Below are 24,116 nucleotides of genomic sequence, written 5' to 3'. Positions count from 1 at the left end.
TGGAAGGGGTGGAGAGGCGTCAGAACTTGATCCCGCCGAGGAGGCTGGCGAGGCTCTGACCGCCGGCGGTGATGCTCGGCGCGATGGCGGTGCCCGCCAGGTAGAACCCGAAGAGCGAGCAGACCAGCGCGTGCGAGACCTTGAGGCCGTCCTTCTTGAAGAACAGGAAGGAGACGATGCCGAGCAGGACGACGACTGAGAAGGACAGGATCATGAGCGGTTCTCCTGATTGAGGGGACAGTCACGATGAGTCCTTCCAAGTTCACGGCAAGTATCTATATGACTAAAGGTGCAAATGGGTGAATCATTCGCGTTTTCACTTGACCGGCGGACGCCGGGCCCCTCTCCGGGTGGCGAATCGCATGGTTTGCGATAGTGCGCCCCGCCGTCGTGGACCGCGATCATCCTTGCCGCGGACACGCCGCCTCATGTCGTGTCGCGGGCAGTACCCTGTCGATTCACTCGTACGGCCGCGCTTGCCGTGCGTCGCAGGTCAAGCAGGCAGCAGGCCGGGCAGATAGCAGGCCGGGCAGGCGGCAGGTCAAGCACGAAGGGCGGTTGTGAACCATGAGCGAGAACGAGACCCCGGACCCCGAGGTCGTCGAGCTGGCCTCCAAGGTCTTCGACCTCGCGCGCACCGGCGACGCGGTGACCCTCGCCGCGTACCTCGACGCCGGTGTCCCGGCGAACCTCAGCAACGAGAAGGGCGACTCGCTCGTCATGCTCGCCGCGTACCACGGCCACGCCGAGGCCGTGACCGCCCTGCTGACCCGCGGCGCCGACGCCGACCGCGCCAACGACCGAGGCCAGACCCCGCTCGCCGGTGCCGTCTTCAAGGGCGAGGACACCGTCGTCCGGGCCCTGCTCGCCGGCGGGGCGAATCCGGAAGCCGGGACTCCGTCCGCCGTGGACACCGCGCGGATGTTTGGCAAGACCGAACTCCTGGAACTGTTCGGAGCTCGGTGAACGCGGGCTGAACCCCAGGTGAGACGGTGCCGTAAATGTGGTCGCGGTGGCGAAATGGGTGGGTCATCATGACGTCGGGCCCGGATGGGGCCACCGACGAGAGGCAGAGGAAGATGGTCACTGGCAAGCGCAGGACGACGGGCGGCCGACATGTTGCCGCACGGCCTAGGCGAACAGCCTGACCCGGTTCATCCCGGATTCCCCCCGGTCGTGTCGACAGCTTGATGTGAGGCGTCTTCCATGTTCGATCCAGTCATAGCGCCGAGCGGCACCCTGCTCGGTCTGCTGCAGCGGGGCCGCGGCGACGGCACCCTGCATGCGCTCGCCGCGCCACGTGCCGAGGCCCTCGCGGCCCTCAACCACTGCGTTCTCGACGACCCGCGCCAGGACTGGCGGGTCGAGAACCGCTCCCTCTACTACGCCCGGCTCTACCTGGACCTCGCCGGAGGTCTGGAGGAGATCGAGGCACACCTCTTCGGCGCCGAGGACCACCTCGACGACGAGGAGTCCAGGACCGGGCTCGCGCTCTCCGTCCTCGGTCACCTGGCCTCGTACGGACGCCAGGACGCCCTGCTGCTCCTGCGGCGCTACGCCGCCGCCGGGACCAACTGGGCCTGGGCCCTCGACGAGCTCGCGCTGCGCGACGACGACGCGGGCCTGCGCGCCCTCGCCCTGCCCGTGCTCGCCCGCTTCCCGGCCACCCCCGAGGGCGAGGCCGAGCTCGCCGCCACCGTCCGCGACGCCTACGAGCCGCGGCCGTGGCGGCTGTGGGCCGAGGACCCGCGCGCATCCGTGGGCGCCCGCATCCGGGCCGCCCGCGAACAGGGCTCCTTCGACCGCTGGCAGCGGCAGCTGACCCCGACCGGGCCGCGCCCCGGCTGGAGCGTCCGGGCCGTCCTCGACTGGGCCCAGGAGGGCCACGAACGCGGCGCCGAGCTGCATCTGCCCGCCGCCCGCTGCCTGGTCGCCGTCGCCGGCCCCGAAGACCGCGGGACGATCCTCGACGCGGCCCGCAGCGGCCCCGACGGCGCCCGCTGCGCCGCCCTGCACTACCTCGCCGAGGCCCAGGACCCCGCCGTCCTCGACCTCGTCGAACTCGCTGTCAACGACGGCCCGCGCACCGTCGCGGACGCCGCCGTCACCGCGTACGGGAGGATGAGCGGCGAGGCCGCCGTCGACCGCGCCCGCGGCTGGATCCACCGCCCCGACGCGCTCGGCGCCGCCGCGGCCGGGACGCTCGCCTGCCGCGGCGGCTCCGAGGACTCCCCCCTCGTCCTCGGCGCCCTCCGCGAGACGATCCGCTCCCAGGGCCCCGACGCCCCCGCGCTCTACCCCCTCGTCGACGGCGCCGGCCGGCTCGGCATCGCCTGCGCCGCGCCCGTACTGCGCCACGTCTACCGCGAGACCGCCTCCTCCGAGCTGCGCGGCCGCACGGCCCGCGCCCTCGCCGCCACGGACGCCGGTTTCCCCACCGGCTTCGCCGTCGAATGCCTCTGGGACTGCGAGGAGACCACCCGCGAGGTCGCGGCCCTGCACGCCGAGACCGGTGACGTCCGGGTCGCCGAGCGACTGCGCCGCCTCGCCGTCGACCCCGCCGAGGAGGCGGAGGTCCAGACGGCCGTGCGCCAGCGGATAGGACCGGACCTGGACCTCCAGGTCTAGGGGGTGTCTCGCCGATCATGCCGGGCTCGCGACTCCCCCAGAGCTTCGCCTGGGAGGTGCCCCCAGCACCGCGCCTCGCCGCGTTGTCGTCGGTCGCCGATGCTCCGCATGGACTCCCTCCTCCGCCTTGCGATGCGTCCCCTAGGCCCTGCGGGCCTGGGGAGACCCCATGCACCAGACGCCGCTCCCTGATCCGGCCTGATCGACAAGACACCCCCTAGGATCCGCACGCCCCTCGGGGCTCCGCGTTTCCGCGGTACGACGGGGGTGGCCGCTTTCCGGCCACCCCCGCGGCCGCGCGGGCGTCGGCGTCCCCCGTGCCCTCGGCGCGGTAAACGCTCATGGGACGTTCCCCGCCCGTCCAGATCCACTTTGACGGGGACACGCCGAACGCGACGAGAACACCCGTATGCGTGTCGTCATCGTCACCGAGTCCTTCCCGCCCGATGTCAACGGTGTGGCCCACACCGCCCTGCAGACCGCCCGCCACCTCGTCCGCCGCGGCCACGCCCCGCTCGTGGTCGCCCCCGCCGTCCCCGTCACCGCCGCCGGCGACCCGGACGCCGCCGCACCCTGCCCCGTCGTGCGGGTGCCGTCGCTGCCGCTGCCCGGCTATCCGCAGGTGCGGGTGGCGCTGCCCAGCCGCCGGGTGTCCCACGCCATCGCCGCGCACCGCGCGGACCTCGTGCACCTGGCCGGCCCGTTCGTGCTCGGCGTGCGCGGAATGAACGCCGCCGCCCGGCTCGGGCTGCCCGCCGTCGCCGTCTACCAGACCGATCTCGCCGGCTACGCCCGTACGTACGTGGGCGGCGGCGAGTCCGCCGCCTGGCGCCGGCTGCGGGCCGTGCACGGCGCCGCCGACCGGACCCTCGCGCCCTCCACCGCCGCCGCGCGCGACCTGGAGGCGCACGGGATCGGGCGGGTCCGGATCTGGCGGCGCGGGGTCGACACCGCGCGCTTCCGGCCGGAGCTGCGCGACGCGGCCCTGCGGCGCGAGCTCGCGCCGGGCGGGGAGACGCTCTTCGGGTACGTGGGGCGGCTCGCGCCCGAGAAGCGGGTGGACCTGCTCGCGGCGGTGTGCGGGCTGCCCGGGGTACGGGTCGTGGTCGTCGGCGACGGCCCCAGCGAGCCGGGGCTGCGGGCGGCCCTGCCCGGGGCCGTCTTCCTGGGCCGCCGCACCGGCGACGAGCTCGCGCGGATCTTCGCCTCGCTCGACGTGTTCGCGCACACCGGCCCGTACGAGACGTTCTGCCAGACCGTGCAGGAGGCCATGGCGAGCGGCGTCCCGGTCGTCGCGCCCGCCGCCGGCGGCCCCCTCGACCTGGTCGCCCACCGCCGCACCGGACTCCTCGTCCCGCCCGAGGACGCGGACGCGCTGCGCCAGGCCGTCGCCTCGCTGGCCGCCGCACCGACGCTCCGGGCCGCATACGGCAGGGCCGGGCGCGCCGCGGTCGAACAGCGCACCTGGGAGGCGGTCGGCGACGAGCTGATCGGCCACTACCTGGAGGTGCTGCGGGAGCGGACGGCGGTGGCGGCGTGACCGACACCCGCCATGACACCCCTCGCGGCCACCGGCACGGCAACCACCAGGGCGGGCAGCGAGGCGACGGCACGCGGCACGGCGACCGTCACGGCACGCGCGACAGCGCCGGAGGCCCGTTGCGGATCGTGCGGCTCGCCAACTTCGTCACCCCGACCTCCGGCGGCCTGCGCACCGCTCTCGACCAGCTCGGCCGCGGCTACCTGGCCGCCGGTCACGAACCCGTCCTCGTCGTCCCCGGCGACCGGCCGAGCGACCGGGAGACCGCGCAGGGCCGGGTGATCACCCTGCCCGGCCCCGAGCTGCCCGGCACCGGCGGCTACCGCGTCCTCGCCGACCGCCGCCGGCTGCGCCGGCTCCTGGAGGAGCTCGCCCCCGACCGCCTGGAGGTCTCCGACCGGACCACCCTGCGCTGGACGGGGGAGTGGGCCCGGCGCGCCCGGGTGCCCTCCGTGATGGTCTCCCACGAGACCGCCGACGGCGTGCTCCGCACCTGGGGCCTGCCGGCACCGGTCGCGGCCCGGGCGGCCGACCGGCTGAACCGCCGCACCGCGTGGGTGTACTCCCGGATCGTCTGCACCACCGAGTGGGCGGAGCGGGAGTTCGTACGGATCGGGGCGCGCAACGTCGTCCGGGCGCCGCTCGGCGTCGACCTGGACCGCTGCCGGCCCGGGCGGCGCAGCGCCGTCCTGCGGGCGCGGTACGCGGCCGGCGAGCGGGCGCTGCTCGTGATGTGCTCCCGGCTCTCCGTGGAGAAGCGCCCCGGCACCGCCCTCGACGCCCTCGCCGTGCTGCGCGCGCAGGGGCTGCGGGCCGCGCTCGTGGTGGCCGGTGACGGACCGCTGCGCGGCGCCCTGCAGCGGCGGGCCCGGGAGCAGCGGCTTCCGGTCCGGTTCCTCGGCCATGTCGGCGACCGCGAGGAGCTGGCCGACCTCCAGGCCGCGGCCGACGTGTGCCTCGCCCCGGGGCCCGCGGAAACGTTCGGCCTCGCCGCCCTGGAAGCCCTCGCCTGCGGCACGCCCGTCGTCTGCAGCGCCTCCTCCGCGCTCCCCGAGGTCGTCGCCGACGCGGGCGCCTGCGCCGCCGACGACCCGGTCTCCTTCGCCCGCGCCGTCCGCACGCTCCTCGCCCGCGACGAACCCGCCCGCCGGGCCGCCGCCCGCGGCCGCGCCGAACTCTTCTCCTGGTCCCGCGCCACCGCCGCCTTCCTCGCCGCCCACGACGCCCGCCAGGAGGCGCCGCGATGACCGCCGGCCTCTCCGGCGTGGAGGAGAAGGCCGCGCCGCCGACCGCACCCCGGATCACCCGGTTCGTCGTGCTCGGCGACTCCCTCAGCGAGGGCGTCGGCGACCGCGTCGGAGACGCCTGGCGCGGCTGGGCCGCACTGCTCGCCGAAGGCCTGGCCGGCGAGCACGGGCAGGTCGCCTTCAGCAACCTCTCGTCGAGCGGGGCGCAGAGCCGGGACGTCGCCGAGACCCAGCTGCCCGCGGCGCTCGCGCTGCGGCCCCAGCTCGCGTCCGTCGTCGTCGGCGTCAACGACACGCTGCGCCGCACCTTCGACATCGGCCTGCTCGCGCGCCGCCTCGACCGGGTCTGCGCCGAACTCACCGCGACCGGCACCGTCCTGCTCACCGCCTGTCTGCCCGATCCCGGGCGGATGCTCGGCCTGCCCGCGCCGCTCGCCCGGCCCCTCGCCCGCCGGCAACGGGCCGTCAACGCCGTCACGCACGAACTGTCCGCCCGCTACGGCGCCGTCCATCTGCACCTGGACGCGCCCGCCTGGACCGACGACCGCACCCTGTGGAGCGCCGACCGGCTGCACCCCGGCGAACGCGGCCACCGCACCATCGCCGCCGCCTTCCACGCGCTGCTCCGCGAACGCGGCCTCGCCCACGGCGCGGCGCCCTCCCGCGAACCCAGGCAACCGCCGCCCACCCGCGCCGACGCCGTCGTCTGGCTGGCGACGGCCGGCACCGCCTGGGTCGTACGCCGCTGCGGCGACCTGCTGCCCCAGCTGCTCGCGCTCGCCGCCACCGAGGTCCGCTACTCCGCCACCGGCACCCGCGACCGCCTCGACGCGCGCGCCGACCACGCCCTCGCCCAGGCGCTGGCGGCCACAATGAGGGCATGACCGGACGCTGGGAGTTCTGGATCGACCGCGGCGGCACCTTCACCGACGTCGTGGGCCGGCGCCCCGACGGGCGGCTCGTCACCCGCAAACTGCTCTCGCACGATCCCGCCCGGCCCGACGACGCCGCCGTCGCCGGCATCCGGCTGCTGCTCGGCCTCGACCCCGGCGAGGCCGTGCCCGCCGACCGGGTCGCGGTCGTCAAGATGGGCACCACCGTCGCCACCAACGCCCTCCTGGAGCGCCGCGGCGAACCCACCGTCCTGCTGATCACCAGCGGCTTCCGCGACGCCCTCCGCATCGCCTACCAGAACCGCCCGCGCCTCTTCGACCGGCACATCGTGCTGCCCGAGGCCGTGTACGCGCGCGTGATCGAGGTCCCCGAACGGGTCGACGCCCGCGGCGGGACCGTCACCCCGCTCGACGAGGACGCCGTCGCCGCCGCCCTGGCCGCGGCCCACCGCGACGGGCTGCGCTCCGCCGCCGTCGTCCTGTTGCACGGCTACCGCCACCCCGCCCACGAGACCCGCGTCGCCGCACTCGCCCGCGCCGCCGGCTTCACCCAGGTGAGCTGCTCCCACGAGGTCAGCCCGCTCATCAAGCTCGTCCCGCGCGGCGACACCACCGTCGTCGACGCCTACCTGTCGCCGATCCTGCGCCGGTACGTCGACGAGGTCGCCCGTGAACTCGCCGGCATCCGCCTGATGTTCATGCAGTCCAACGGCGGCCTGCGCGAGGCCGCGCACTTCCGCGGCAAGGACGCCGTCCTGTCCGGCCCCGCCGGCGGCGTCGTCGGCATGGCCCGTACCTCCGGACAAGCGGGCTTCGACCGGGTCATCGGCTTCGACATGGGCGGCACCTCCACCGATGTGTCGCACTACGCGGGCGAGTTCGAGCGTGAACTCGGTACACAGGTCGCCGGCGTGCGGATGCGCGCCCCGATGATGAGCATCCACACCGTCGCCGCGGGCGGCGGCTCCGTCCTCCACTACGACGGCAGCCGCTACCGCGTCGGCCCCGACTCGGCCGGCGCCGTCCCCGGGCCCGCCTGCTACCGGCGCGGCGGCCCGCTCACCGTCACCGACGCCAACGTGATGCTCGGCCGGATCCAGCCGGACCACTTCCCCGCCGTCTTCGGTGACGACGGCGACCGGCCGCTCGACGCCGACGTCGTCCGCGAGAGGTTCACCGCCCTCGCCGCCGAGGTCGGCGGCGGCCGCACCCCCGAGCAGGTGGCCGCCGGCTTCCTGGAGATCGCCGTCCTCAACATGGCCAGCGCCGTCAAGAAGATCTCCGTCCAGCGCGGCCACGACATCACCCGCTACGCCCTCACCAGCTTCGGCGGCGCCGGCGGCCAGCACGCCTGCGCCGTCGCCGACGCGCTCGGCATCGACACCGTCGTCGTACCGCCGCTCGCCGGTGTCCTCTCCGCGTACGGGATCGGGCTCGCCGACGCCACCGCCATGCGCGAGCGGTCGGTCGAGGCCGAACTCGACGCCGACGGCACGGCCGAGCGCGTCCAGCGGCTGTGCGCCGAGCTCGCCGACCGCACGAGCGAGGAGCTGCGCGCCGACGGACTGCCCGAGGAGGCGATCAGCACCCGCGCGCGCGTGCTGCTCCGTTACGCCGAAACCGACGCGAGCCTCGCGGTGCCGCTCGCTCCGGCAGAAGAGATGAAAACCCGGTTCACAGCCCTCCACCGAGAGCGGTACGCCTTCACCATGGACGTGCCGATCGTCGTCGAGGCCGTCTCCGTGGAGGCCGTCGGAACCGCCGGACCGCACGGCCCCGTCGTCGTCCCCACAGAGGCGTCCGAAAGCAGCCGCGAGGGCGCCCCCACGGCCCGCGCCACCGTCACCATGTACAGCGGCGGAGCGGCCGCCGACACCCCGCTGCACCGCCGCGAGGAGCTGCGCCCCGGCGACACCGTCACCGGCCCCGCGATCCTCGCCGAGGCCGACGCCACCACCGTCGTCGACCCCGGCTGGGCCGCCACCGCCGCCGAAGGCGGCCACCTGCTGCTGCGCCGCGTCACCCCGCGCCCCACGCGCACCGCCGCCGGCACCGACGTCGACCCCGTCCTCCTGGAGGTCTTCAACAACCTCTTCATGGCGATCGCCGAGCAGATGGGCGTGCGCCTGGAGAACACCGCCCACTCCGTCAACATCAAGGAACGCCTCGACTTCTCCTGCGCGCTCTTCGACCCCGACGGCAACCTCATCGCCAACGCCCCCCACATCCCCGTCCACCTCGGCTCCATGGGCGAGTCCATCAAAGAGGTGCTGCGCCGCAACGAGGGCGGGCTGCGCCCCGGCGACGTGTACGCCATCAACGACCCGTACCACGGCGGCACCCACCTCCCGGACGTCACCGTCGTCACCCCCGTCTTCGACGAAGCAGGAAGCGAACTGCGCTTCCTCGTCGCCTCCCGCGGCCACCACGCCGAGATCGGCGGCATCACCCCCGGCTCCATGCCCGCCTTCAGCCGCACCGTCGACGAGGAGGGCGTCCTCTTCGACAACTGGCTCCTGGTCCGCGACGGCAGGTTCCGCGAGGCCGAGACCCGCGCGCTGCTCACCGGCGCCCCCTACCCCTCGCGCGACCCCGACACCAACCTCGCCGACCTGCGCGCCCAGATCGCCGCCAACGAGAAGGGCATCGAGGAGCTCCGCAAGACCGTCGCCCAGTTCGGCCTCGACGTCGTCCACGCCTACATGCGGCACGTGCGCGCCAACGCCGAGGAGTCCGTGCGCCGGATCGTCGCCGGGCTCCACGACGGCTCCTGCCGATACGAGACCGACGGCGGCGCCGTCATCCGGGTCGCCGTCCGCGTCGACCGCCGACAGCGCTCCGCCGTCCTCGACTTCACCGGCACCTCGCCCCAGCAGGACGGCAACGCCAACGCGCCCACCTCCGTCGTCATGGCCGCCGTCCTCTACGTCTTCCGGACCCTGGTCGCCGACGACATCCCGCTCAACAGCGGCTGCCTGGAGCCCCTCGACGTCCGCGTCCCGCCCGGCTCCATGCTCGCCCCCGCCCATCCCGCCGCCACCGTCGCCGGCAACGTCGAGACCTCCCAGGCCGTCACCGGCGCGCTCTACGCGGCCCTCGGCGTCCAGGCGGAGGGCTCCGGCACGATGAACAACGTCACCTTCGGCAACGACCGCACGCAGTACTACGAGACCGTCGCCAGCGGCTCCGGCGCCGGCGACGGCTTCGACGGCGCCGACGCCGTCCAGACCCACATGACCAACTCCCGGCTCACCGACCCCGAGATCCTGGAGTGGCGCCACCCCGTCCGCGTCGACTCCTTCGCCGTCCGCGAGGACAGCGGCGGCCGCGGCCGCTGGCACGGCGGCGCCGGCGTCGAGCGCCGCATCCGCTTCCTGGAGCCCATGACGGTCGCCCTGCTCACCGGCCACCGCCGCGTCCCCCCGTACGGCATGGCGGGCGGCGAACCGGGCGCGCTCGGCGCCAACACCGTGGAGCGCGCCGACGGCACCGTCGACCGCCTCGAAGGCGTCGACACGACCGACGTCGGCCCCGGCGACGTCCTCGTCGTCCGCACGCCCGGCGGCGGGGGCTACGGCCCGCCACCGCTGTGAGCCGGGTTGTCAGCAGTACGGGGCGAAACGCACCGCCGTCCCCGGCACCGCCTGCGCCGCCCGTGCCAGGTCCTCCTCCCGCACCACCGCGACCACCGGATAGCCGCCGGTCGTCGGATGGTCGGCGAGGAACACCACCGGACGCCCGTCCGGCGGCACCTGCACCGCGCCCAGGGGCATGCCCTCGCTGGGCAGTTCACCCGCCACGGCGCGCTCCAGGGCCGGGCCCTCGGTGCGCAGTCCGATGCGGTTGCTCGCCGCGGAGACCCGCCACGCGCGCGTGGACAGCGCCCGAAGGGCATCGGGCGTGAACCAGCGGTCGCGCGGGCCGAGCCGGACCCGCAGGACGAGTTCGTCCGCCGGGCCCGGCCACGGCGGAGCGTCGACCCGACCCCGCACGGCCGGGTCCGTCCCCAGCGGCAGCACCGCCCCGTCCGCCAGCGGCGCCGGCCCGAGGCCGGACAGCAGGTCGGTGGACCGGCTGCCGAGCACCGGTTCGACGGCGATCCCGCCGCCGAACCCGACGTACGAGCGCAGCCCGCGCACCGCCGCGCCCACGTCGAGCAACTGCCCGGGCCCGACCCGTACCGGCGCGCCCCAGGCGGCCGGCCGGCCGTCCACGGTCACCGCGCACGGCGCGCCGCCCACCACCACCGTCACCGCGCAGCGCGGCCGCACCGCGCAGCCGGTGAGCGTGGTCTCCAGGACGGCGCGGTCCTCGTCGTCGCCGAGCAGGCGGTTGACGAGCCGTACCGTGTCCGGGTCGAGCGCACCCGAGCGCGGCACCCCGAGATGGGCGTGGCCCGGGCGGCCCAGGTCCTGCACGGTGGTCAGCGCCCCGGCCCGTACGACGGCGAGCTCGCGGCCGGTCATCGGCCCGCCGCCGTGAAGCGCACCCGGGTGCCGGGGGAGAGCAGCGCGGCCGGCTCGCGGCCGGTGTCCCACAGGACGGCGTCCGTCGTGCCGACGATCTGCCAGCCGCCCGGCGAGGAGCGCGGATACACGCCCGTGTACGGCCCCGCGAGCGCGACCGACCCGGCCGGCACGGCGGTGCGCGGCGTGGCCCGGCGCGGCACCTCGTACCGCGCGCCGAGGCCCGTGAGATAGCCGAAGCCCGGCGCGAACCCGCAGAAGGCGACCCGGAACTCGGTTTCCGAGTGGATCCGCACCGCCGCCTCCACGGACACCCCCCACAGCGCGGCGATCTCGGCCAGATCCGGTCCGTCGTAGCGCACCGGCAGCTCCACGGACGCCGCCACGCGCGCGTGCCCCTCGGAAACCTCCCAGGAGCGCAGCTCGGCCGCCAGCCGCTCCGGCGCGGCCACCCCGTCCAGGAGCACGGTCCGGGCCGCCGGCACGATCTCCCGTACACCGGGCAGCACGCCCTCCGCCCGGCGGCGCAGCAGCTCCGCGTGGAACGCCTCCATGGCCTCGCCGCTCGCCAGCTCGACGAGCAGCCCGTGCTCGCCGACCCGGAACACCTCGCGCGCCCTCACGCGAACGCCTCCACCACGACCCCGGCGGACTCCAGGGTGGACCGCACCCGCCGGGCCAGGTCCACGGCGCCGGGCGTGTCGCCGTGCAGGCACAGCGAGCGCGCCCGTACGGCCACCGCCTGCCCGCAGTGGGCCGTGACCGTCCCGAACCGGGCCATGGACACGGACCGTTCGACGACCTGGTCGGCGTCGTGCAGCACGGCGCCCTCCCGGTCCCTTGGCAGCAGGGTGCCGTCGGCCCGGTAGGCGCGGTCGCCGAACGCCTCGCCGACCACCGGCAGTCCGGCCCTCACAGCGGCCTCGTGGAGCCGGGAGCCGGGCAGCCCGAGGACGGGCAGGGCGGCGGCGCCCGAGGCGAGCAGCACCCCGTCGACGACCGCCGCCGCCTGCTCCTCGTCGCGCACCACCCGGTTGTAGAGCGCCCCGTGCGGCTTCACATAGGCCACCGTGGAGCCGGCCGCGCGGGCGAACACCTCCAGGGCCCCGATCTGGTACGCCACTTCCGCCGCCAGCTCCGCCGCCGGTACGTCCATGGCGCGCCGCCCGAAACCGGCCAGGTCGCGGTAGGAGACCTGGGCCCCGATCCGTACCCCGCGCTCCGCCGCCAGCTCGCAGACGCGCCGCATGGTGGCCGCGTCGCCGGCGTGGAAGCCGCAGGCCACATTGGCGCTGGTGACCACCGAGAGCAGCCGCTCGTCGTCGGTCAGCGTCCAGCGGCCGAAGCCTTCGCCGAGGTCGGCGTTGAGGTCGATCGAGTCCCGGGTCATTCAGGCAATGTAAGGATCGTTCAACAATCCGACAAGAGTCGGGTCCGCGATGTAAGAAAGGCACCATGGACGGAACCGGCGAACTCCACGAGGACCGCGCCCTGCTGGGCCGCACCAGCACGGCGGAACGGGTCGCCGACATCCTGCGCAGCCGCATCGCCGAGGGCTTCTTCGCACCCGGCACCCGCCTCTCCGAGGACGGCATCTGCGGCGCGCTCGGCGTCTCCCGCAACACCCTGCGCGAGGCGTTCCGGCTGCTCACGCACGAACGGCTGCTCGTCCACCGGCTCAACCGGGGCGTCTTCGTCCGGGTCCTCACCGTCGACGACGTCGCCGACATCCACCGCACCCGGCGGCTCGTCGAGTGCGCCGTGGTACGCGGCCTCGGCGAGCCGCCGTACCCGCTCGACGAGCTCGCCGCCGCCGTCGCCGAGGGCGAGCGCGCGGCCGCGGCCGGGGACTGGACGGGCGTCTCCACCGCCAACATCCACTTCCACCGCGAACTCGTCGCCCTGGCCGGCAGCGCCCGCACCGACGAACTGATGCGGGGCGTGCTCGCCGAACTCCGGCTCGCCTTCCACACCGTGGGCGACCCCCGCGGACTCCACGAGCCCTACCTCGCCCGAAACCGGGAGATTCTGGACGAATTGCAGGCGGGTCGGCGCGACCGGGCGGAACGGCTCCTCGCCCGCTACCTCGACGACTCCCGCACACTGATCACGGACGCGTACGCCAGGGCGGTCGACGAGCGGGGAAAGTGACGAGGCTCACGGGTGCGCGGCGGGGCGGCGCGCGGGCCGGGGCCGCGACCCGGGCCGTATAAGCGCCGTTTCGACCGTTGTCAGTGCGAGGACCTAATCTGTGCACCGTGACTTCGCCTGCCTCGACGGACTTCGCTCCGCCCCAGCTCAGCGCGGGGCCGCGCCCCGCGCAGGGCCCGGCCGCCGACGAAGGGCTCGCGCGGCGGCTCCGCGCGCTCGCGTGCACCGCCCCGCTGCACGACCTGGACGTGCGCAAGGCGAACCTGGCCGGCGAGTACTCGGTCTACGCGATGGCCGAGGTCGCCCTCGCCGCGATCGACCTGGTCACGCTCAACATGGACTTCGACACCGGCGCCGACCACGAGCAGATAATCGCCAGGCTGCTGCCCCGCGTCGCCGCCCAGGCCCCCGAGCGCCCCGCCGCCGAGCACGAGCGGGTCGCCCGCTGGGTCCTCGAGAACCTGATCAACGTCGGCAGCGTCGACCGCGGCTTCCGCGCCGTCTACGGCACCTTCGGCGCCGACGGCGTCTACACCCGCCGTGACTACGACTTCAAGCTCGTCGAAGAGGTCCCCGGCTACGGCGGCGGGGTCTATCTGCGCACCACCGACGAGGCCGTCAACGTGCTGGTCGGCGCCCTCGACACCGACGTCACCAGCGCCCAGATCGCCGCCGAGGTCAAGCTGGAGGTCCTGATCAGCCGGGGCCGGCTCGCCGACGCCCAGCTCGCCGCCGAGCAGGCCCGCTACCGGACCGTGCAGTACGCGGAGACCCTCCGCCGCACCCTGGAGGCCACCCGGCGCAACGTCCGCGCGGTCGACTGGCTGAACGCCGTGCCCGACATGATCGCCGAGGCGCTCGACCACGTGGCCGACCGCTACCGCCACGAGAACGCGATCCTCACCAACATCCGCAAGGCCCGCGACGAGGCCGAGGACCAAGAGCACAAGCGGCGCGCCGCCGAGCTCGTCGACATCGTCAAGGACTGCATCCGGCGCCACACCCAGCTCCAGTCCCGCCTCCTGGAGGCCGGACCGCTCTTCCGCGCCGAACAGGACCGGCAGGCGTTCGCCACACCGACCGTCTACACCGGGCTCGACCTGTACGGGCAGCTGGTCGCCCCGATCCTGCCGCTCCCCGTCGAGCAGGCCACCAGGGTCACCGACGCCTTCTTCGCCCACGGCACCGGCCTGCGCACCCCCACCGCGGTCCGTGTCACCGACCTCGTCGACCTGCTCCTCACCCCGCCCGTGGAGCGCCAGCACCTCGGCGCCGAGATGCCCGAGCCGGACCTGATCGCCACCCCCGACGACAGCCGCTTCAGCGAGGAGCAGCTGGCCACCGCGATGGAGCTGCTCGACCTGGAGCACGACGCCCCGCGCCGGCTCTCCGGCCTCCTCGCCGACGCCCGCCGCCTCGACCCCGACCTGCCCTACCTCGTCGCCCTGCTCGCCGTGCACGCCGCCAGCCCGCCGGTCGGCACCGCCTACCGCCAGGGAGAGGAGCGCCTCCTCTTCGCCGTCGACGACGGCACCACCCTCGACGACCCCGAGTTCGGCGGCGCCGACCTCATCGTCGGCACCGCCCTCCTCGACGCCGTGGGCATGGCCGCCGACCGCACGGAGGCCACGTGACCCCGCCCGGCCCGCAGGACGAGACGGCGCAGGACGAGACGGCGCAGGAGGAGACCCGGGCGGGCGAGACGTCGACGGACGGAACTCCGGCGGGCGAGGCCCTGCAGTCCGAGAATCCCGCGGACGCGACCGCGGCGGGCGAGAGCCCCTCGGACGCGACCGCCCCCGACGCGACCGCCCCCGACGTGGCACCCGCCACCCCCTCCCGCCCCGTCCCCGGCCCCCGCGTGGCCCATGTGACCGTCGGCCGGCCGAGCGCGGGCGACGCGGTGGAGGAGCCGGTGCCCGGCGACGGGCCCCGGGTGCGCGGCGTCGACGTCCGCACCCCGGCCGCGCCCACCCCGCGGGCTTTCGTGCGGCCCGTACCGCTGCCGCGGAACCAGCGGCCCGCGGCCGAGCCGGCCGCCACCGTGCCGCCCGTCACCGTGACGCCCGTACGACTGCCCCTGCCCGCCCCCGCCCCCGCCACCGAGTCACCGAACCGCCGCACCGAGGAGCCCCAGCCGTGAGCGAACACCACGTCGAGCACACCGACGCGTGGAGCGAGCCGGAGGCCCCGCAGACGCCGGCCGCGGCCCCGGCGGCGCTCACCCCCGCCGACGCGGCCGACGCCGCCCGGCTCGTGGCCTTCGGGCTGCAGCCCAAGCTGCTGCCCGCCCGTGACGCCGAGTACGGCGAACTGCTCCGCCGCTACCGCGAGGACCCCGGCTTCGCGCGGCTCGCCGACGCCGTCGCCACCGGCCTCGGCCTGGTCGTCCTGGAGGTCTCCCCGCGCGCCGGCATGGCCGTCACCGCCGCCGAGGACTCCGTCTTCGCCGTGCGTATGGGCGACTACGCCCGCCGCGCCTCCACCGACTCCGCCGACCGCTTCCTGCACGGCCTCGCCCACCTCGCCGTCGCCACCATGGCCTTCCCGCGTCCCGAGGACCTCGCCGACGACGGCTACATCGGCCGCCTCACCGTCAACGGCGTCGACGCCTTCGTCCGCCAGGCGTGCCGCCGCCTCGAAGAGCGCGCCGAGCAGCAGGGCGAGAACACCGATCCGGAGACCGACGCCCCCGGTCTGGAGGCCGCCTGGCGGATCTACGCCCGGCGCAGCTCCACCGGCGCCACGAAGGACGCCCGCCGCCTGGCCGGTTCCACCACCGGCATCGTCGGCAAGGCCGTCGCCTTCCTCACCGACTCCGGCTTCCTCCAGCGCACCGGCGACGAGTCCGGCGGCTCCTACCGCACCACCGCCCGCTACCAGCTCCAGGTCCGCGACATGGCCGGCAGCGCCGCCATGGCCGAACTCCTCGAACTCGGCGTCGTCCCGGTCAGCGACGGCTCCGCGACCCTCCTGCCGCCGCCCGAGGGCGACGACCTGGAGCTCGCCGCCGACGCCGGCCTGCCCTTCCACGCGTAACAGCGCCCCGCGTCACCGCCCCGCGTAACCGACCACTCCCAGCACGAGAGTCCGCCGCAATGTACGAGCTGTCCCGGGTCCGCCTCTACTCCATCGGCCCGGCCGGTGCCCGCTACGCCGACACCGTCCTCGACCTGCGCGGGGTCGGCGCGCCCGTGCCCCACCCCGCGCCCACCCAGGCGGAGTTCTTCGAGGAGGAGCCGGTCGGCCCGCCGCGCCGCCCCGCCCCCGCCGGCGTGCTCTTCCTGGAGAACGGCGGCGGCAAGTCCGTCCTGCTCAAGCTGATCTTCTCGGTCATGCTCCCCGGCCACCGCAACACCCTCGGCGGCGCCAGCTCCGGCGTGCTGCGGAAGTTCCTGCTCGCCGACGACTGCGGCCACGTCGCCCTGGAGTGGCAGCACACCCTCACCGGCGAACTCGTCGTCGTCGGCAAGGTCAGCGAGTGGCGCGGCCGCCAGGTCTCCAACGACCCGCGCAAGTTCGCCGAGGCCTGGTACTCCTTCCGCCCCGGCCCCGGGCTCAGCCTCGACAACCTGCCCGTCGCCGAGGCCACCTCCGTCCGCCCGCCCGTCGAGGGCGCCTCCGGCGCCACCGGCCGGCGCCGCACCATGAAGGGCTTCCGCGACGCCCTCACCGAGGCCGGCAAGGCGTACCCGCACCTGGAGGTCTCCTGGGAGGAGATCCACGACCGCTGGAACGAGCACCTCGGCGACCTCGGCCTCGACCCCGAACTCTTCCGCTACCAGCGGGAGATGAACGCCGACGAGGGCGAGGCCGCCGGCCTCTTCGCGGTCAAGAAGGACTCCGACTTCACCGACCTGCTGCTGCGCGCCGTCACCGACACCCGCGACACCGACGGCCTCGCCGACCTCGTCAGCGGCTTCGGCAACAAGCTCGGCCGGCGCGCCGAACTCACCGCCGAACGCGACTTCACCGCCGGCTCCGTCGACCTCCTCAACCGCATCGTCGAGGCCGCCGAGACCCGCGCCCGCGCCCGCGACGTGCACGCCGGCGCCGAGCGCCGCACCCGCACCCTCGCCCGCCGGCTCACCGCCCGCGCCGGCGAGGAACGCGGCCGCGCCGCCGAACTCGCCCAGCAGGTCACCTCCGCCGCGCACGCAGTCTCCGACGCCGAGACCGCGCGCGGCCGCGCCTCCCTCGTCGCCGCCGAACTCGCCTACCGGCACGCCTCGCTGGCCCTCGCCGCCGCCGAGAAGGGTGCCGCCGCGCAGCGCCGCGAGCTCATCGACGCCCGCACCCTGCACTCCGCCTGGCAGGCCGCGGAGTCCGTGCTCCGCCACCGCGCCGCGAGCGACCGCTCCGCGCGCGTCGCGGCCGCCATCCGCGAGGCCGAGCGGGACGCCGCCCCGGCCCTCGCCGCCCGCGCCAAGGCCGCCGCCGACCTCGTCCGGGCCCTCGCCTCCGCCGCCGAGGAGGGCGAGCGCCACGCCGCCGAGGAGGAGGAGCGCTCGGCCGCCCTCCAGGAGGCCGGCGAGACCGCCCACCGCGACGCCACCGCCGCCGCCACCGAGGCCCAGCGGGCCCGCAGCGAGGCCGGCCACCTGCGCCAGCGGCTCGCCGAGGTCGAGCAGGAGACCGCCGAGGCCGTCCGGGCCGGCTGGCTCGACGACACCGCGCCCGACGCCGACCCGGCCCGCGCCGCGCTCGCCGCCAGCGACGCCGAGAAGACCACCGTCGCCGCCTGGGACGCGGCCCGCGAGGCCGCCCGTACCGCCACCGAGCGCGCCCGCGAGGCAGCCGCCGCCGAATCCCGCGCCGAACTCGCCGCCGCCCGCGCCTCCGACGCGGCCGAGGCCGCCGAGAACGCCTACGACGCCGAGCGCCGCGCCGCCGAGTCCCTGGCCGCCGACCCGCGCCTGGCCGAACTGCTCTCCCTGCCCGGCGCGACGCCGGGCACCGGCGGCTCGGCGCTGCCGGGCCAGCGGTCCGCCGCCTCGGGCGCCGGCTCCCCGGCCGCCGGTGGCGCGCAGGGCGACGCGGGTGCCGGCCGCGCCGAAGACGGTCACGGCCACCGCGACGGCGCCCGCGGCCCGGGCGCCGGTTCCGTGACCGGCGGCGGTGCCCCGGACGGTTCCGGCGCCGCGGCCGGCACCACGGCCGCCGGTGCGCCCGTCGCCGGCGCGGCCTTCGGCCTCGCGGCCGGCTCCGAGCCCGCAGCCCGAGGCGCCCTCACCGTCACCGAGTTCGACCGCACCGCCGACGACCTGCGCGCCCTGCTCGACCAGTCCATCGCCTCCGCCGAGCGCCAGCTCTTCGACTTGCGCACCGCCGCCGCCGACGACAACCGCATCCTCGGCGCCCTCGGCGACGGCGGCCTGCTGCCGCCCGGCCCCGACGTCCTCGCCACCGTCGAGTACCTCGGCGAGCACGGCATCCCGGCCCTCCCCGGCTGGCGCTACCTGGCCCAGGCCGTCGACCCGGCCGACCACGCGGCCGTCCTCGCCGCCCGCCCCGAGCTGGTCGACGGCGTCGTCATCACCGACCCCGTCTCGTACACCCGCGCCCGCGAGGTGCTCGGCGGCGCCGCACTGCTGCCCCGCTCCACCGTCGCCGTCGGTACCGCCGCCGCCCTGCTCGCCCCGGTGCCCGCGCCGGAGAGCGGGCAGGAGACGGACGTCTTCCTCGTCCCGCCGAACCCGGCCATGCACGACGAGCACGCCGCCGACGAGGAGCGCCAGGCGCTGCGCGCCCGCGCCGCCGCCCGCGACGAGGAGATCCGCACCCTCGCCGCCCGGCTCACCGGCGACCGCTCGCTGGCCGCCCGCATCGGCGCCTGGCGCGCCGACTGCCCGCCGGGCATGCTCGCCGAGCTCGCGGCCGCCGCCGCCACCGCCCGCACGGCCGCCGAGGCGGCGATCGCCGCGCTGGCCGAGGCCCGTACGGTCCGGGCGGAGGCCGACGAGGCCGCCGCGGACGCCACCCGGGTGCGCGACGAGCGCCAGGAGGCCGCCCAGCGCGCCCGCCGCGCCGCCGACGCCCTCGCCGGCCTCGCGTTCCGGCTGCGCGAGCGCTCCGCCTGGCAGGCGAAGCTCCGCGAACTCGCCGACGAGGCCGCCGAGTCCGAGGCCCGCGCCCAGACCTGCCTGGAGCGCGCCCGCGCCGCCGACGAGGACCGCCGCGCCGCCCAGCGCGCCGCCGACGACGCCCACCGCACCGCCCGCGCGCTGCGCGCCGAGCGCGCCGAGATCGCCGGCGCCCCCGAGAACCTCCCGGAGGAGGACGCCGACGCCCCGCGCGCCGCGCTCCCCACCCTCCGCGAGGCGTACCGCGCCGCCTCCCAGGTGTACGAGAAGGTCGGCGTCGGCGCCGACCTGCGCGCCGAGCAGGCCCGCGCCGAGAGCGACGAGTCCGCCGCCCTCGCCGAGCTCGACCGGCTCACCAACAAGGTCCGCACCCGCGCCGAGCAGCTCCTGGAGTCCACCGACGGCGCCGACGGCCCGTCCCGGCAGGCCGCCGCCGCCCGCGCGGAGGCCCTGGTCCAGAAGCTGGAGACGCGCACCTCCGAGGCGAGCGAGAAGCTCGGCCGGCTGCGCGGCGAGGCCGAGCGCCTCGCGCCCGAGGACGGCGAGGCGCACACCGAGCTGCCCGAGGAGCTCATCCCGGCCGACGCCGAGCACGCCCAGGCCCTGCTCCGGACCGCCACCACCGAACTCGGCGCCCGCACCGACGCCCTGGAGGCCGCGCGCGCCGCCCACGCCGGACTGCTCCAGGCCCACCGGGCCGCCGAGGACGCCGCCGGCGGCTTCGACGAGACCGCGGCGCTCCTTCGCGACCTGCTCCGCGACCACACGGAGGAGGAGCAGGACGAGCCCGAGCCGTACCCCGGCCCGCTCGCCGAGGCCCGCGACTCGGCCGCCGAGGCCCGCCGTTCGCTGCGCGGCTGCGCCGCCGAGCTGTCGGCCGCCGACGCCGCCGTCCGCGAGGCCGGCGACATCCTCGTCCGGCACGCCAACTCCAACCGCTTCGAGCAGGTCCGCACCCCGGCCCGGCAGCAGATCCGCGAACTGCCCGCCGCCGCGCTGCCGGAGCACGCCGCCAAGTGGGCCGAGGCGTTCGCGCCCCGGCTGCGGGTGCTCACCGACGAGCTGGCGCAGCTGGAGCGCAACCGCGACTCGATCGTCGACCGGCTGCGCGGGCTCGTCGAGTCCTCGCTCGCCACGCTCCGCTCCGCCCAGCGCCTCTCCCGGCTGCCCGAGGGCCTGGGGGAGTGGTCGGGCCAGGAGTTCCTGCGCATCCGCTTCGAGGAGCCCGACCAGGCCACGCTCACCGAGCGCCTGGGCGAGGTGATCGACGAGGCCACCCGCGCCGCCGTGAAGAAGAACTCCGACCTGCGCCGCGACGGCATGTCCCTGCTGCTCCGCGGCGTCCAGGCGGCGCTCGAACCGCGCGGCATCGCCGTCGAGATCCTCAAGCCGGACGCGGTGCTGCGCGCCGAGCGCGTCCCCGTCGGGCAGATGGGCGACGTCTTCTCCGGCGGCCAGCTGCTCACCGCGGCCATCGCCCTCTACTGCACGATGGCCGCGCTCCGCTCCAACGACCGCGGCCGCGACAAGCACCGGCACGCCGGCACCCTGTTCCTCGACAACCCCATCGGCCGCGCCAACGCCACGTACCTCCTGGAACTCCAGCGGGCCGTGTCCGACGCGCTCGGCGTCCAGCTGCTCTACACGACCGGCCTGTTCGACACCACGGCCCTCGCCGAGTTCCCGCTGGTCATCCGGCTTCGCAACGACGCCGACCTGCGGGCGGGCCTGAAGTACATCAGCGTCGAGGAGCACCTGCGGCCGGGCCTGCCGCAGCCGAGCGCGGAGGGCGAGACCATCCACGGCGAGATCACGGCGACCCGGATGTTCCGCCGCACCCCGGTGGAGGCGGCCGCCTCGGCCGAGGAGTGACGAGGGCTCAGCGCTTCCCGGGGAACGCGGCACGCACCGCGGATCCCCGGGAGACGACCGCGACGGCGACGACCGGCAGCATGCAGACCACCTGCGTCGCCGCGTACCAGAGCGGGCAGACACCCGGGATCAGGTCCACGCCGACGATCGCGACCGGCAGGACGACGGAGACCTGGCTCACCCGCTCGTAGGCCCGCCGCGAGCCCCGCGAGGCGGCGACGGCCTGCCGGTGGAGCACGACGGCGACCAGGGGCAGCAGCACCGCCCTGATCCACATGAAGGTGTTGACCATGTGGCCGGTGGCGGCGAGGACGACGACGCCGACGAGACCGGCGGTGGCGAGCGCGCCGTAGAGCGCGAAGCAGCGCCTGACGGTGGCGAAGGCGGTGTTGACGGCGGTACGGGCCCCGGCGTCGAGGCCGGCGTGGGCGTTCGTGTTCGTCTCGGTTTCCATGCCGACGACGCTACGAAGCGGGCCCAGGACCCGGTATCGGCCTGGACCCACGACAGGGTGGGGCCGGCCCCACTCCCCGGCCGAGCAGGCCACGGGCGGGCCCCGCGCGGTGCACAGTGGAACCACTGATCGGCATCGCGACGGGGAGAGCCATGAGACAGCTGGGCGCGTGGGCGGCACGGGCAGGCGTGGGATTCGTACGAGCCTGCCTCGTCGCGGCCGTGACCCTGCTCGTCCCGGCCGTGTGGGCCGCCGCCGTGGCCCTCGGCATCCACGGGGGAGCGGCCAACCCCTGGTCCTGGCTGCTGCCGTTCGTGCTGGTGGCCGTGGGCACCTTCGCCCTGTCCCGCCCGGTCTGCGGGGCGGTCCGCTTCCTCGTCGCGCGCTGGACCGGCACCGTCGTCCCCGACGGGTATCTGCAGGCGGCGCCGGTGACGCGGCTGTCCACCGGCTTCTGGTGGAACGGCTTCTCGTACGAGCGCACCCGCCGCGACGCCCTCATGGACCAGAGGCTACGGCTCCGCCTGCGCGACCCGGCCGTCTGGCGTGACGTCCGCTTCACCGTCCTCGCGCCCTGGACGGCGGGACTGGTCGCGGCCCTCCCGCCGGCCGGGCTGGCGGCGGCCGTCCTCGGGCTCACCCGGCCGGAGCCCGCGGCCCGGCTCGCCGGAGCGCTCGGCCTGTGCCTGGCCGTCGGCTCCGCCCCGTACGCCTGGCGGCCCGTCCGGCCGGTCGCCGTCCGCTTCCTGCGCCCCTCCCGGGCGATGGCCCTCGCCGAGCGGGTCGACGAACTGACCGCCCAGCGCGCCGACGTGACGGTCGCGCAGGCCGCCGAGCTCCGCCGTATCGAGCGGGACCTGCACGACGGCGCCCAGGCCCGGCTCGTCGCGCTCGGGCTCTCCCTGGCCACCGCCGAGAGGCTGATGGCGACCGACCCCGAGGTGGCCAGGGCCCTCATGCGGGACGCCCGGGCCGGCGCCACCGCCTCGCTCGCCGAACTGCGCGAGCTCGTCCGGGGGATCAGCCCGCCCGTACTGAACGAGCGGGGGCTGGTCGACGCGGTCCGCGCCCTCGCCCTGGACGTCCCGCTCGACGTGACCGTCACCGCGACCTTCGCCGAGGGCCTGGGGAACGACCCGCACCGCCTGGAGCCGCCCATCGAGTCCGCCGTCTACTTCGGCGTCGCCGAGCTGCTGACCAACGCCGTGAAGCACGCCCGGGCCGGCCGCGCCCGCGTCACGCTCACCCGCGACGACCACGGCATCGTCGCCGAGGTCGAGGACGACGGGCGCGGCGGCGCCGAACCGCGGCCCGGCGGCGGGCTCGACGGACTGCGCCGCCGCCTCGCGGTCTTCGACGGCACTCTGGAGATCACCAGCCCCGCCGACGGCCCGACCCGTGTCAGGATGGCGGTGCCATGCGCGTACTCGTAGCCGAAGACCTCTACCTCCTGCGAGACGGACTCGTCCGCCTGATCGAGGCGTTCGGGCACGAGGTGGTCGCCACCGCGGCCACCGGGCCCGAGACGCTCGACGCCCTGCGGACCTGGCGGCCCGACGTGTCCGTCATCGACGTCCGTATGCCGCCGGCCCAGGCCGACGAGGGTCTGCGGGCGGCCCTCGCCGCCCGCGCCGAGATGCCCGGACTGCCGGTCCTGATCCTCTCCCAGCACGTCGAGCAGTTGTACGCTCGTGAGTTGCTCGCCGACGGTTCCGGGGGCGTCGGCTATCTGCTGAAGGAGAGCGTCTTCGACGCCGACCAGTTCATCGACGCCCTGGAACGCGTCGCGGACGGCGGGACCGCCCTGGACCCGGCGGTGATCGCCAAGCTGCTGTCCGGCGGTGCCCCGGACCGCGGCCTGCAGCGGCTGACCGAGCGCGAGCACGCCGTGCTCGGCCTGATGGCCGAGGGACTGTCCAACCAGGCCATCGCCCGGCGCCTCTTCCTCAGCGAGGGCTCCGTCGGCAAGTACACGACGTCGCTCTTCGGCAAGCTGGGCATCACGGACGACGACAACACCAACCGTCGCGTCCGCGCGGTCCTCACGTACCTGGAGAACAACTAGGAGCAGTCGGGCGGGAGTCGGGCTAGGTCGCCTCCGACAGCGCCCCCGCGTCGGCGGTCCGTTCGGCGGCCCGCTCCTCCTTGCGGCGCTGGCGCCGCGGCTTGCGTTCCGCGCTGCTCGGCTCCGAGACGACCCCGTTGCGCTGCCGCCACACCTGGCGGGTGATCCAGACGTCGAGCACGCTCCAGGTCGTCACCACCGTGCCCGCCACCGCCGCGACGGTCGCCGGGAACGCGATCCACGATCCGGTGACCGAGCAGAGGAACGCCACCGTCGCCAGGATCAGCGTCACCGAGGTCAGCAGCACGGCCCGGACCGCGGCCGTGCGCACGGGATCGGGCATCCGGCGCCGGCCCTTCTCGTCCTCCACCCACAACTGCCGCACCGGCCGCGCCTCGTGCTCCATCGCGCTGTCACTCCCCACCACCGAACGTCTTCAGGTCGGCTGCCCGTCTTCGGCCGCTTTACGCGGACACAACCCTCCCCGGTACAGAATGACGCACGAGGGTGGGAAAAGGTTTCGCCGGGGTCCTCGCCGCCTGATCAGCGCGTGCGAGCGGAACGAACAATTCCAGCCATCTGTCCAGGGACGGAAAATGCCGGACTGTCACCGGACTGTCAGGTGTCCTACGCCACACTGGCGGAACCCAACTCCCCGAATACCGGGACATCTCATGATCAACACTCACTCGACCGGCTGAAAATCGTCCGGACGTG

The 24,116-nt window shown here is 75.5% G+C and carries 19 protein-coding genes; 13 read left to right on the top strand and 6 right to left on the bottom strand.

Annotated elements, in window-relative coordinates:
• Window positions 1-19: 19 nt before the first annotated feature.
• On the bottom strand, window positions 20-214 hold the full coding sequence (locus ACIRSU_RS25915; RefSeq protein ID WP_389213023.1) for a hypothetical protein: 195 nt from the start codon (window positions 212-214) through the stop codon (window positions 20-22).
• Window positions 215-567: 353 nt separating this feature from the next.
• On the opposite strand from ACIRSU_RS25915, the gene ACIRSU_RS25910 reads away from it, so the two are divergent.
• The 6 genes from ACIRSU_RS25910 (at window position 568) to ACIRSU_RS25885 (ending at window position 9,901) form a co-directional block, all read left to right on the top strand.
• Complete coding sequence (locus tag ACIRSU_RS25910) at window positions 568-966, top strand: ankyrin repeat domain-containing protein (RefSeq protein ID WP_403796602.1); 399 nt, start codon at window positions 568-570, stop codon at window positions 964-966.
• Window positions 967-1,206: 240 nt separating this feature from the next.
• A complete protein-coding gene (locus ACIRSU_RS25905; protein ID WP_403796600.1) occupies window positions 1,207-2,628 on the top strand; it encodes a HEAT repeat domain-containing protein in 1,422 nt (473 codons plus the stop codon).
• Window positions 2,629-3,037: 409 nt separating this feature from the next.
• Window positions 3,038-4,168 (top strand): glycosyltransferase family 4 protein, encoded by a 1,131-nt coding sequence (locus tag ACIRSU_RS25900; protein ID WP_403796597.1) that lies wholly within the window; start codon window positions 3,038-3,040, stop codon window positions 4,166-4,168.
• A 119-nt stretch (window positions 4,169-4,287) separates the two neighbouring features.
• A complete protein-coding gene (locus ACIRSU_RS25895) occupies window positions 4,288-5,415 on the top strand; it encodes a glycosyltransferase (RefSeq protein WP_403797487.1) in 1,128 nt (375 codons plus the stop codon).
• The gene (locus tag ACIRSU_RS25890) at window positions 5,412-6,299 is read left to right on the top strand and encodes an SGNH/GDSL hydrolase family protein (RefSeq protein WP_403796594.1); all 888 of its coding nucleotides are present in this window, start codon (window positions 5,412-5,414) and stop codon (window positions 6,297-6,299) included. Before ACIRSU_RS25895 ends, ACIRSU_RS25890 begins: the two co-directional genes overlap by 4 nt.
• Complete coding sequence (locus ACIRSU_RS25885) at window positions 6,296-9,901, top strand: hydantoinase B/oxoprolinase family protein (RefSeq protein ID WP_403796591.1); 3,606 nt, start codon at window positions 6,296-6,298, stop codon at window positions 9,899-9,901. The genes ACIRSU_RS25890 and ACIRSU_RS25885 overlap by 4 nt, the downstream gene beginning before the upstream one ends.
• A 9-nt stretch (window positions 9,902-9,910) precedes the next feature.
• On the opposite strand, the gene ACIRSU_RS25880 is transcribed toward ACIRSU_RS25885, so the two are convergent.
• From ACIRSU_RS25880 to ACIRSU_RS25870, 3 genes are read right to left on the bottom strand one after another with little or no spacing between them, the layout of a single operon-like run.
• Window positions 9,911-10,774 carry a biotin-dependent carboxyltransferase family protein gene (locus tag ACIRSU_RS25880; protein ID WP_403796589.1) on the bottom strand — a complete coding sequence of 288 codons (864 nt, stop codon included), beginning with the start codon at window positions 10,772-10,774 and terminating at the stop codon, window positions 9,911-9,913.
• Window positions 10,771-11,397, bottom strand: a complete 627-nt coding sequence (locus tag ACIRSU_RS25875; RefSeq protein WP_403796586.1) for an allophanate hydrolase subunit 1 — start codon at window positions 11,395-11,397, stop codon at window positions 10,771-10,773. The genes ACIRSU_RS25880 and ACIRSU_RS25875 overlap by 4 nt, the downstream gene beginning before the upstream one ends.
• Window positions 11,394-12,164, bottom strand: coding sequence for a LamB/YcsF family protein (locus ACIRSU_RS25870; RefSeq protein ID WP_403796584.1), 771 nt, complete (start codon window positions 12,162-12,164; stop codon window positions 11,394-11,396). The genes ACIRSU_RS25875 and ACIRSU_RS25870 overlap by 4 nt, the downstream gene beginning before the upstream one ends.
• Before the next feature lie 65 nt (window positions 12,165-12,229).
• Between ACIRSU_RS25870 and ACIRSU_RS25865 the strand changes: the two genes are divergently transcribed.
• The 5 genes from ACIRSU_RS25865 to ACIRSU_RS25845 all read left to right on the top strand — a co-directional run bounded on the left by ACIRSU_RS25865 (window position 12,230) and on the right by ACIRSU_RS25845 (window position 20,880).
• Complete coding sequence (locus ACIRSU_RS25865) at window positions 12,230-12,925, top strand: GntR family transcriptional regulator (protein WP_403796581.1); 696 nt, start codon at window positions 12,230-12,232, stop codon at window positions 12,923-12,925.
• A gap of 107 nt (window positions 12,926-13,032) precedes the next feature.
• On the top strand, window positions 13,033-14,559 hold the full coding sequence (locus ACIRSU_RS25860) for a hypothetical protein (protein ID WP_403796578.1): 1,527 nt from the start codon (window positions 13,033-13,035) through the stop codon (window positions 14,557-14,559).
• Window positions 14,556-15,068, top strand: coding sequence for a hypothetical protein (locus ACIRSU_RS25855; RefSeq protein ID WP_403796576.1), 513 nt, complete (start codon window positions 14,556-14,558; stop codon window positions 15,066-15,068). Before ACIRSU_RS25860 ends, ACIRSU_RS25855 begins: the two co-directional genes overlap by 4 nt.
• On the top strand, window positions 15,065-15,964 hold the full coding sequence (locus ACIRSU_RS25850) for a hypothetical protein (RefSeq protein WP_403796572.1): 900 nt from the start codon (window positions 15,065-15,067) through the stop codon (window positions 15,962-15,964). Before ACIRSU_RS25855 ends, ACIRSU_RS25850 begins: the two co-directional genes overlap by 4 nt.
• A gap of 59 nt (window positions 15,965-16,023) precedes the next feature.
• On the top strand, window positions 16,024-20,880 hold the full coding sequence (locus tag ACIRSU_RS25845; protein WP_403796569.1) for a hypothetical protein: 4,857 nt from the start codon (window positions 16,024-16,026) through the stop codon (window positions 20,878-20,880).
• A 7-nt stretch (window positions 20,881-20,887) separates the two neighbouring features.
• Here the strand turns inward: ACIRSU_RS25845 and ACIRSU_RS25840 are convergent, their stop codons facing one another.
• A complete protein-coding gene (locus tag ACIRSU_RS25840) occupies window positions 20,888-21,334 on the bottom strand; it encodes a hypothetical protein (RefSeq protein WP_403796566.1) in 447 nt (148 codons plus the stop codon).
• Between the two features lie 152 nt (window positions 21,335-21,486).
• Here ACIRSU_RS25840 and ACIRSU_RS25835 point away from each other — a divergent pair, with 152 nt between their 5' ends.
• Window positions 21,487-22,767 (top strand): sensor histidine kinase, encoded by a 1,281-nt coding sequence (locus ACIRSU_RS25835; protein WP_403796563.1) that lies wholly within the window; start codon window positions 21,487-21,489, stop codon window positions 22,765-22,767.
• On the top strand, window positions 22,752-23,399 hold the full coding sequence (locus ACIRSU_RS25830) for a response regulator (protein ID WP_403796562.1): 648 nt from the start codon (window positions 22,752-22,754) through the stop codon (window positions 23,397-23,399). The genes ACIRSU_RS25835 and ACIRSU_RS25830 overlap by 16 nt, the downstream gene beginning before the upstream one ends.
• 22 nt (window positions 23,400-23,421) lie before the next feature.
• Here ACIRSU_RS25830 and ACIRSU_RS25825 read toward each other — a convergent pair whose 3' ends face one another.
• Window positions 23,422-23,805 carry a hypothetical protein gene (locus tag ACIRSU_RS25825; protein WP_403796559.1) on the bottom strand — a complete coding sequence of 128 codons (384 nt, stop codon included), beginning with the start codon at window positions 23,803-23,805 and terminating at the stop codon, window positions 23,422-23,424.
• Window positions 23,806-24,116 lie beyond the last annotated feature (311 nt).

It is taken from the genome of Streptomyces sp. NPDC101160 (assembly GCF_044768205.1).
Taxonomy (GTDB): Bacteria; Actinomycetota; Actinomycetes; order Streptomycetales; family Streptomycetaceae; genus Streptomyces.
Note: the sequence above shows the minus strand (reverse complement) of the source record. Positions and strands in the feature narration are given on the sequence as shown.

What these genes read in the sequence shown, in the direction of transcription:
- ACIRSU_RS25915 (WP_389213023.1), bottom strand. Translation starts at nt 214, where the DNA reads ATGATCCTGTCCTTCTCAGTCGTCGTCCTGCTCGGCATCGTCTCCTTC.
- ACIRSU_RS25910 (WP_403796602.1), top strand. Translation starts at nt 568, where the DNA reads ATGAGCGAGAACGAGACCCCGGACCCCGAGGTCGTCGAGCTGGCCTCC.
- ACIRSU_RS25905 (WP_403796600.1), top strand. Translation starts at nt 1,207, where the DNA reads ATGTTCGATCCAGTCATAGCGCCGAGCGGCACCCTGCTCGGTCTGCTG.
- ACIRSU_RS25900 (WP_403796597.1), top strand. Translation starts at nt 3,038, where the DNA reads ATGCGTGTCGTCATCGTCACCGAGTCCTTCCCGCCCGATGTCAACGGT.
- ACIRSU_RS25890 (WP_403796594.1), top strand. Translation starts at nt 5,412, where the DNA reads ATGACCGCCGGCCTCTCCGGCGTGGAGGAGAAGGCCGCGCCGCCGACC.
- ACIRSU_RS25885 (WP_403796591.1), top strand. Translation starts at nt 6,296, where the DNA reads ATGACCGGACGCTGGGAGTTCTGGATCGACCGCGGCGGCACCTTCACC.
- ACIRSU_RS25880 (WP_403796589.1), bottom strand. Translation starts at nt 10,774, where the DNA reads ATGACCGGCCGCGAGCTCGCCGTCGTACGGGCCGGGGCGCTGACCACC.
- ACIRSU_RS25870 (WP_403796584.1), bottom strand. Translation starts at nt 12,164, where the DNA reads ATGACCCGGGACTCGATCGACCTCAACGCCGACCTCGGCGAAGGCTTC.
- ACIRSU_RS25865 (WP_403796581.1), top strand. Translation starts at nt 12,230, where the DNA reads ATGGACGGAACCGGCGAACTCCACGAGGACCGCGCCCTGCTGGGCCGC.
- ACIRSU_RS25845 (WP_403796569.1), top strand. Translation starts at nt 16,024, where the DNA reads ATGTACGAGCTGTCCCGGGTCCGCCTCTACTCCATCGGCCCGGCCGGT.
- ACIRSU_RS25840 (WP_403796566.1), bottom strand. Translation starts at nt 21,334, where the DNA reads ATGGAAACCGAGACGAACACGAACGCCCACGCCGGCCTCGACGCCGGG.
- ACIRSU_RS25835 (WP_403796563.1), top strand. Translation starts at nt 21,487, where the DNA reads ATGAGACAGCTGGGCGCGTGGGCGGCACGGGCAGGCGTGGGATTCGTA.
- ACIRSU_RS25830 (WP_403796562.1), top strand. Translation starts at nt 22,752, where the DNA reads ATGCGCGTACTCGTAGCCGAAGACCTCTACCTCCTGCGAGACGGACTC.
- ACIRSU_RS25825 (WP_403796559.1), bottom strand. Translation starts at nt 23,805, where the DNA reads ATGGAGCACGAGGCGCGGCCGGTGCGGCAGTTGTGGGTGGAGGACGAG.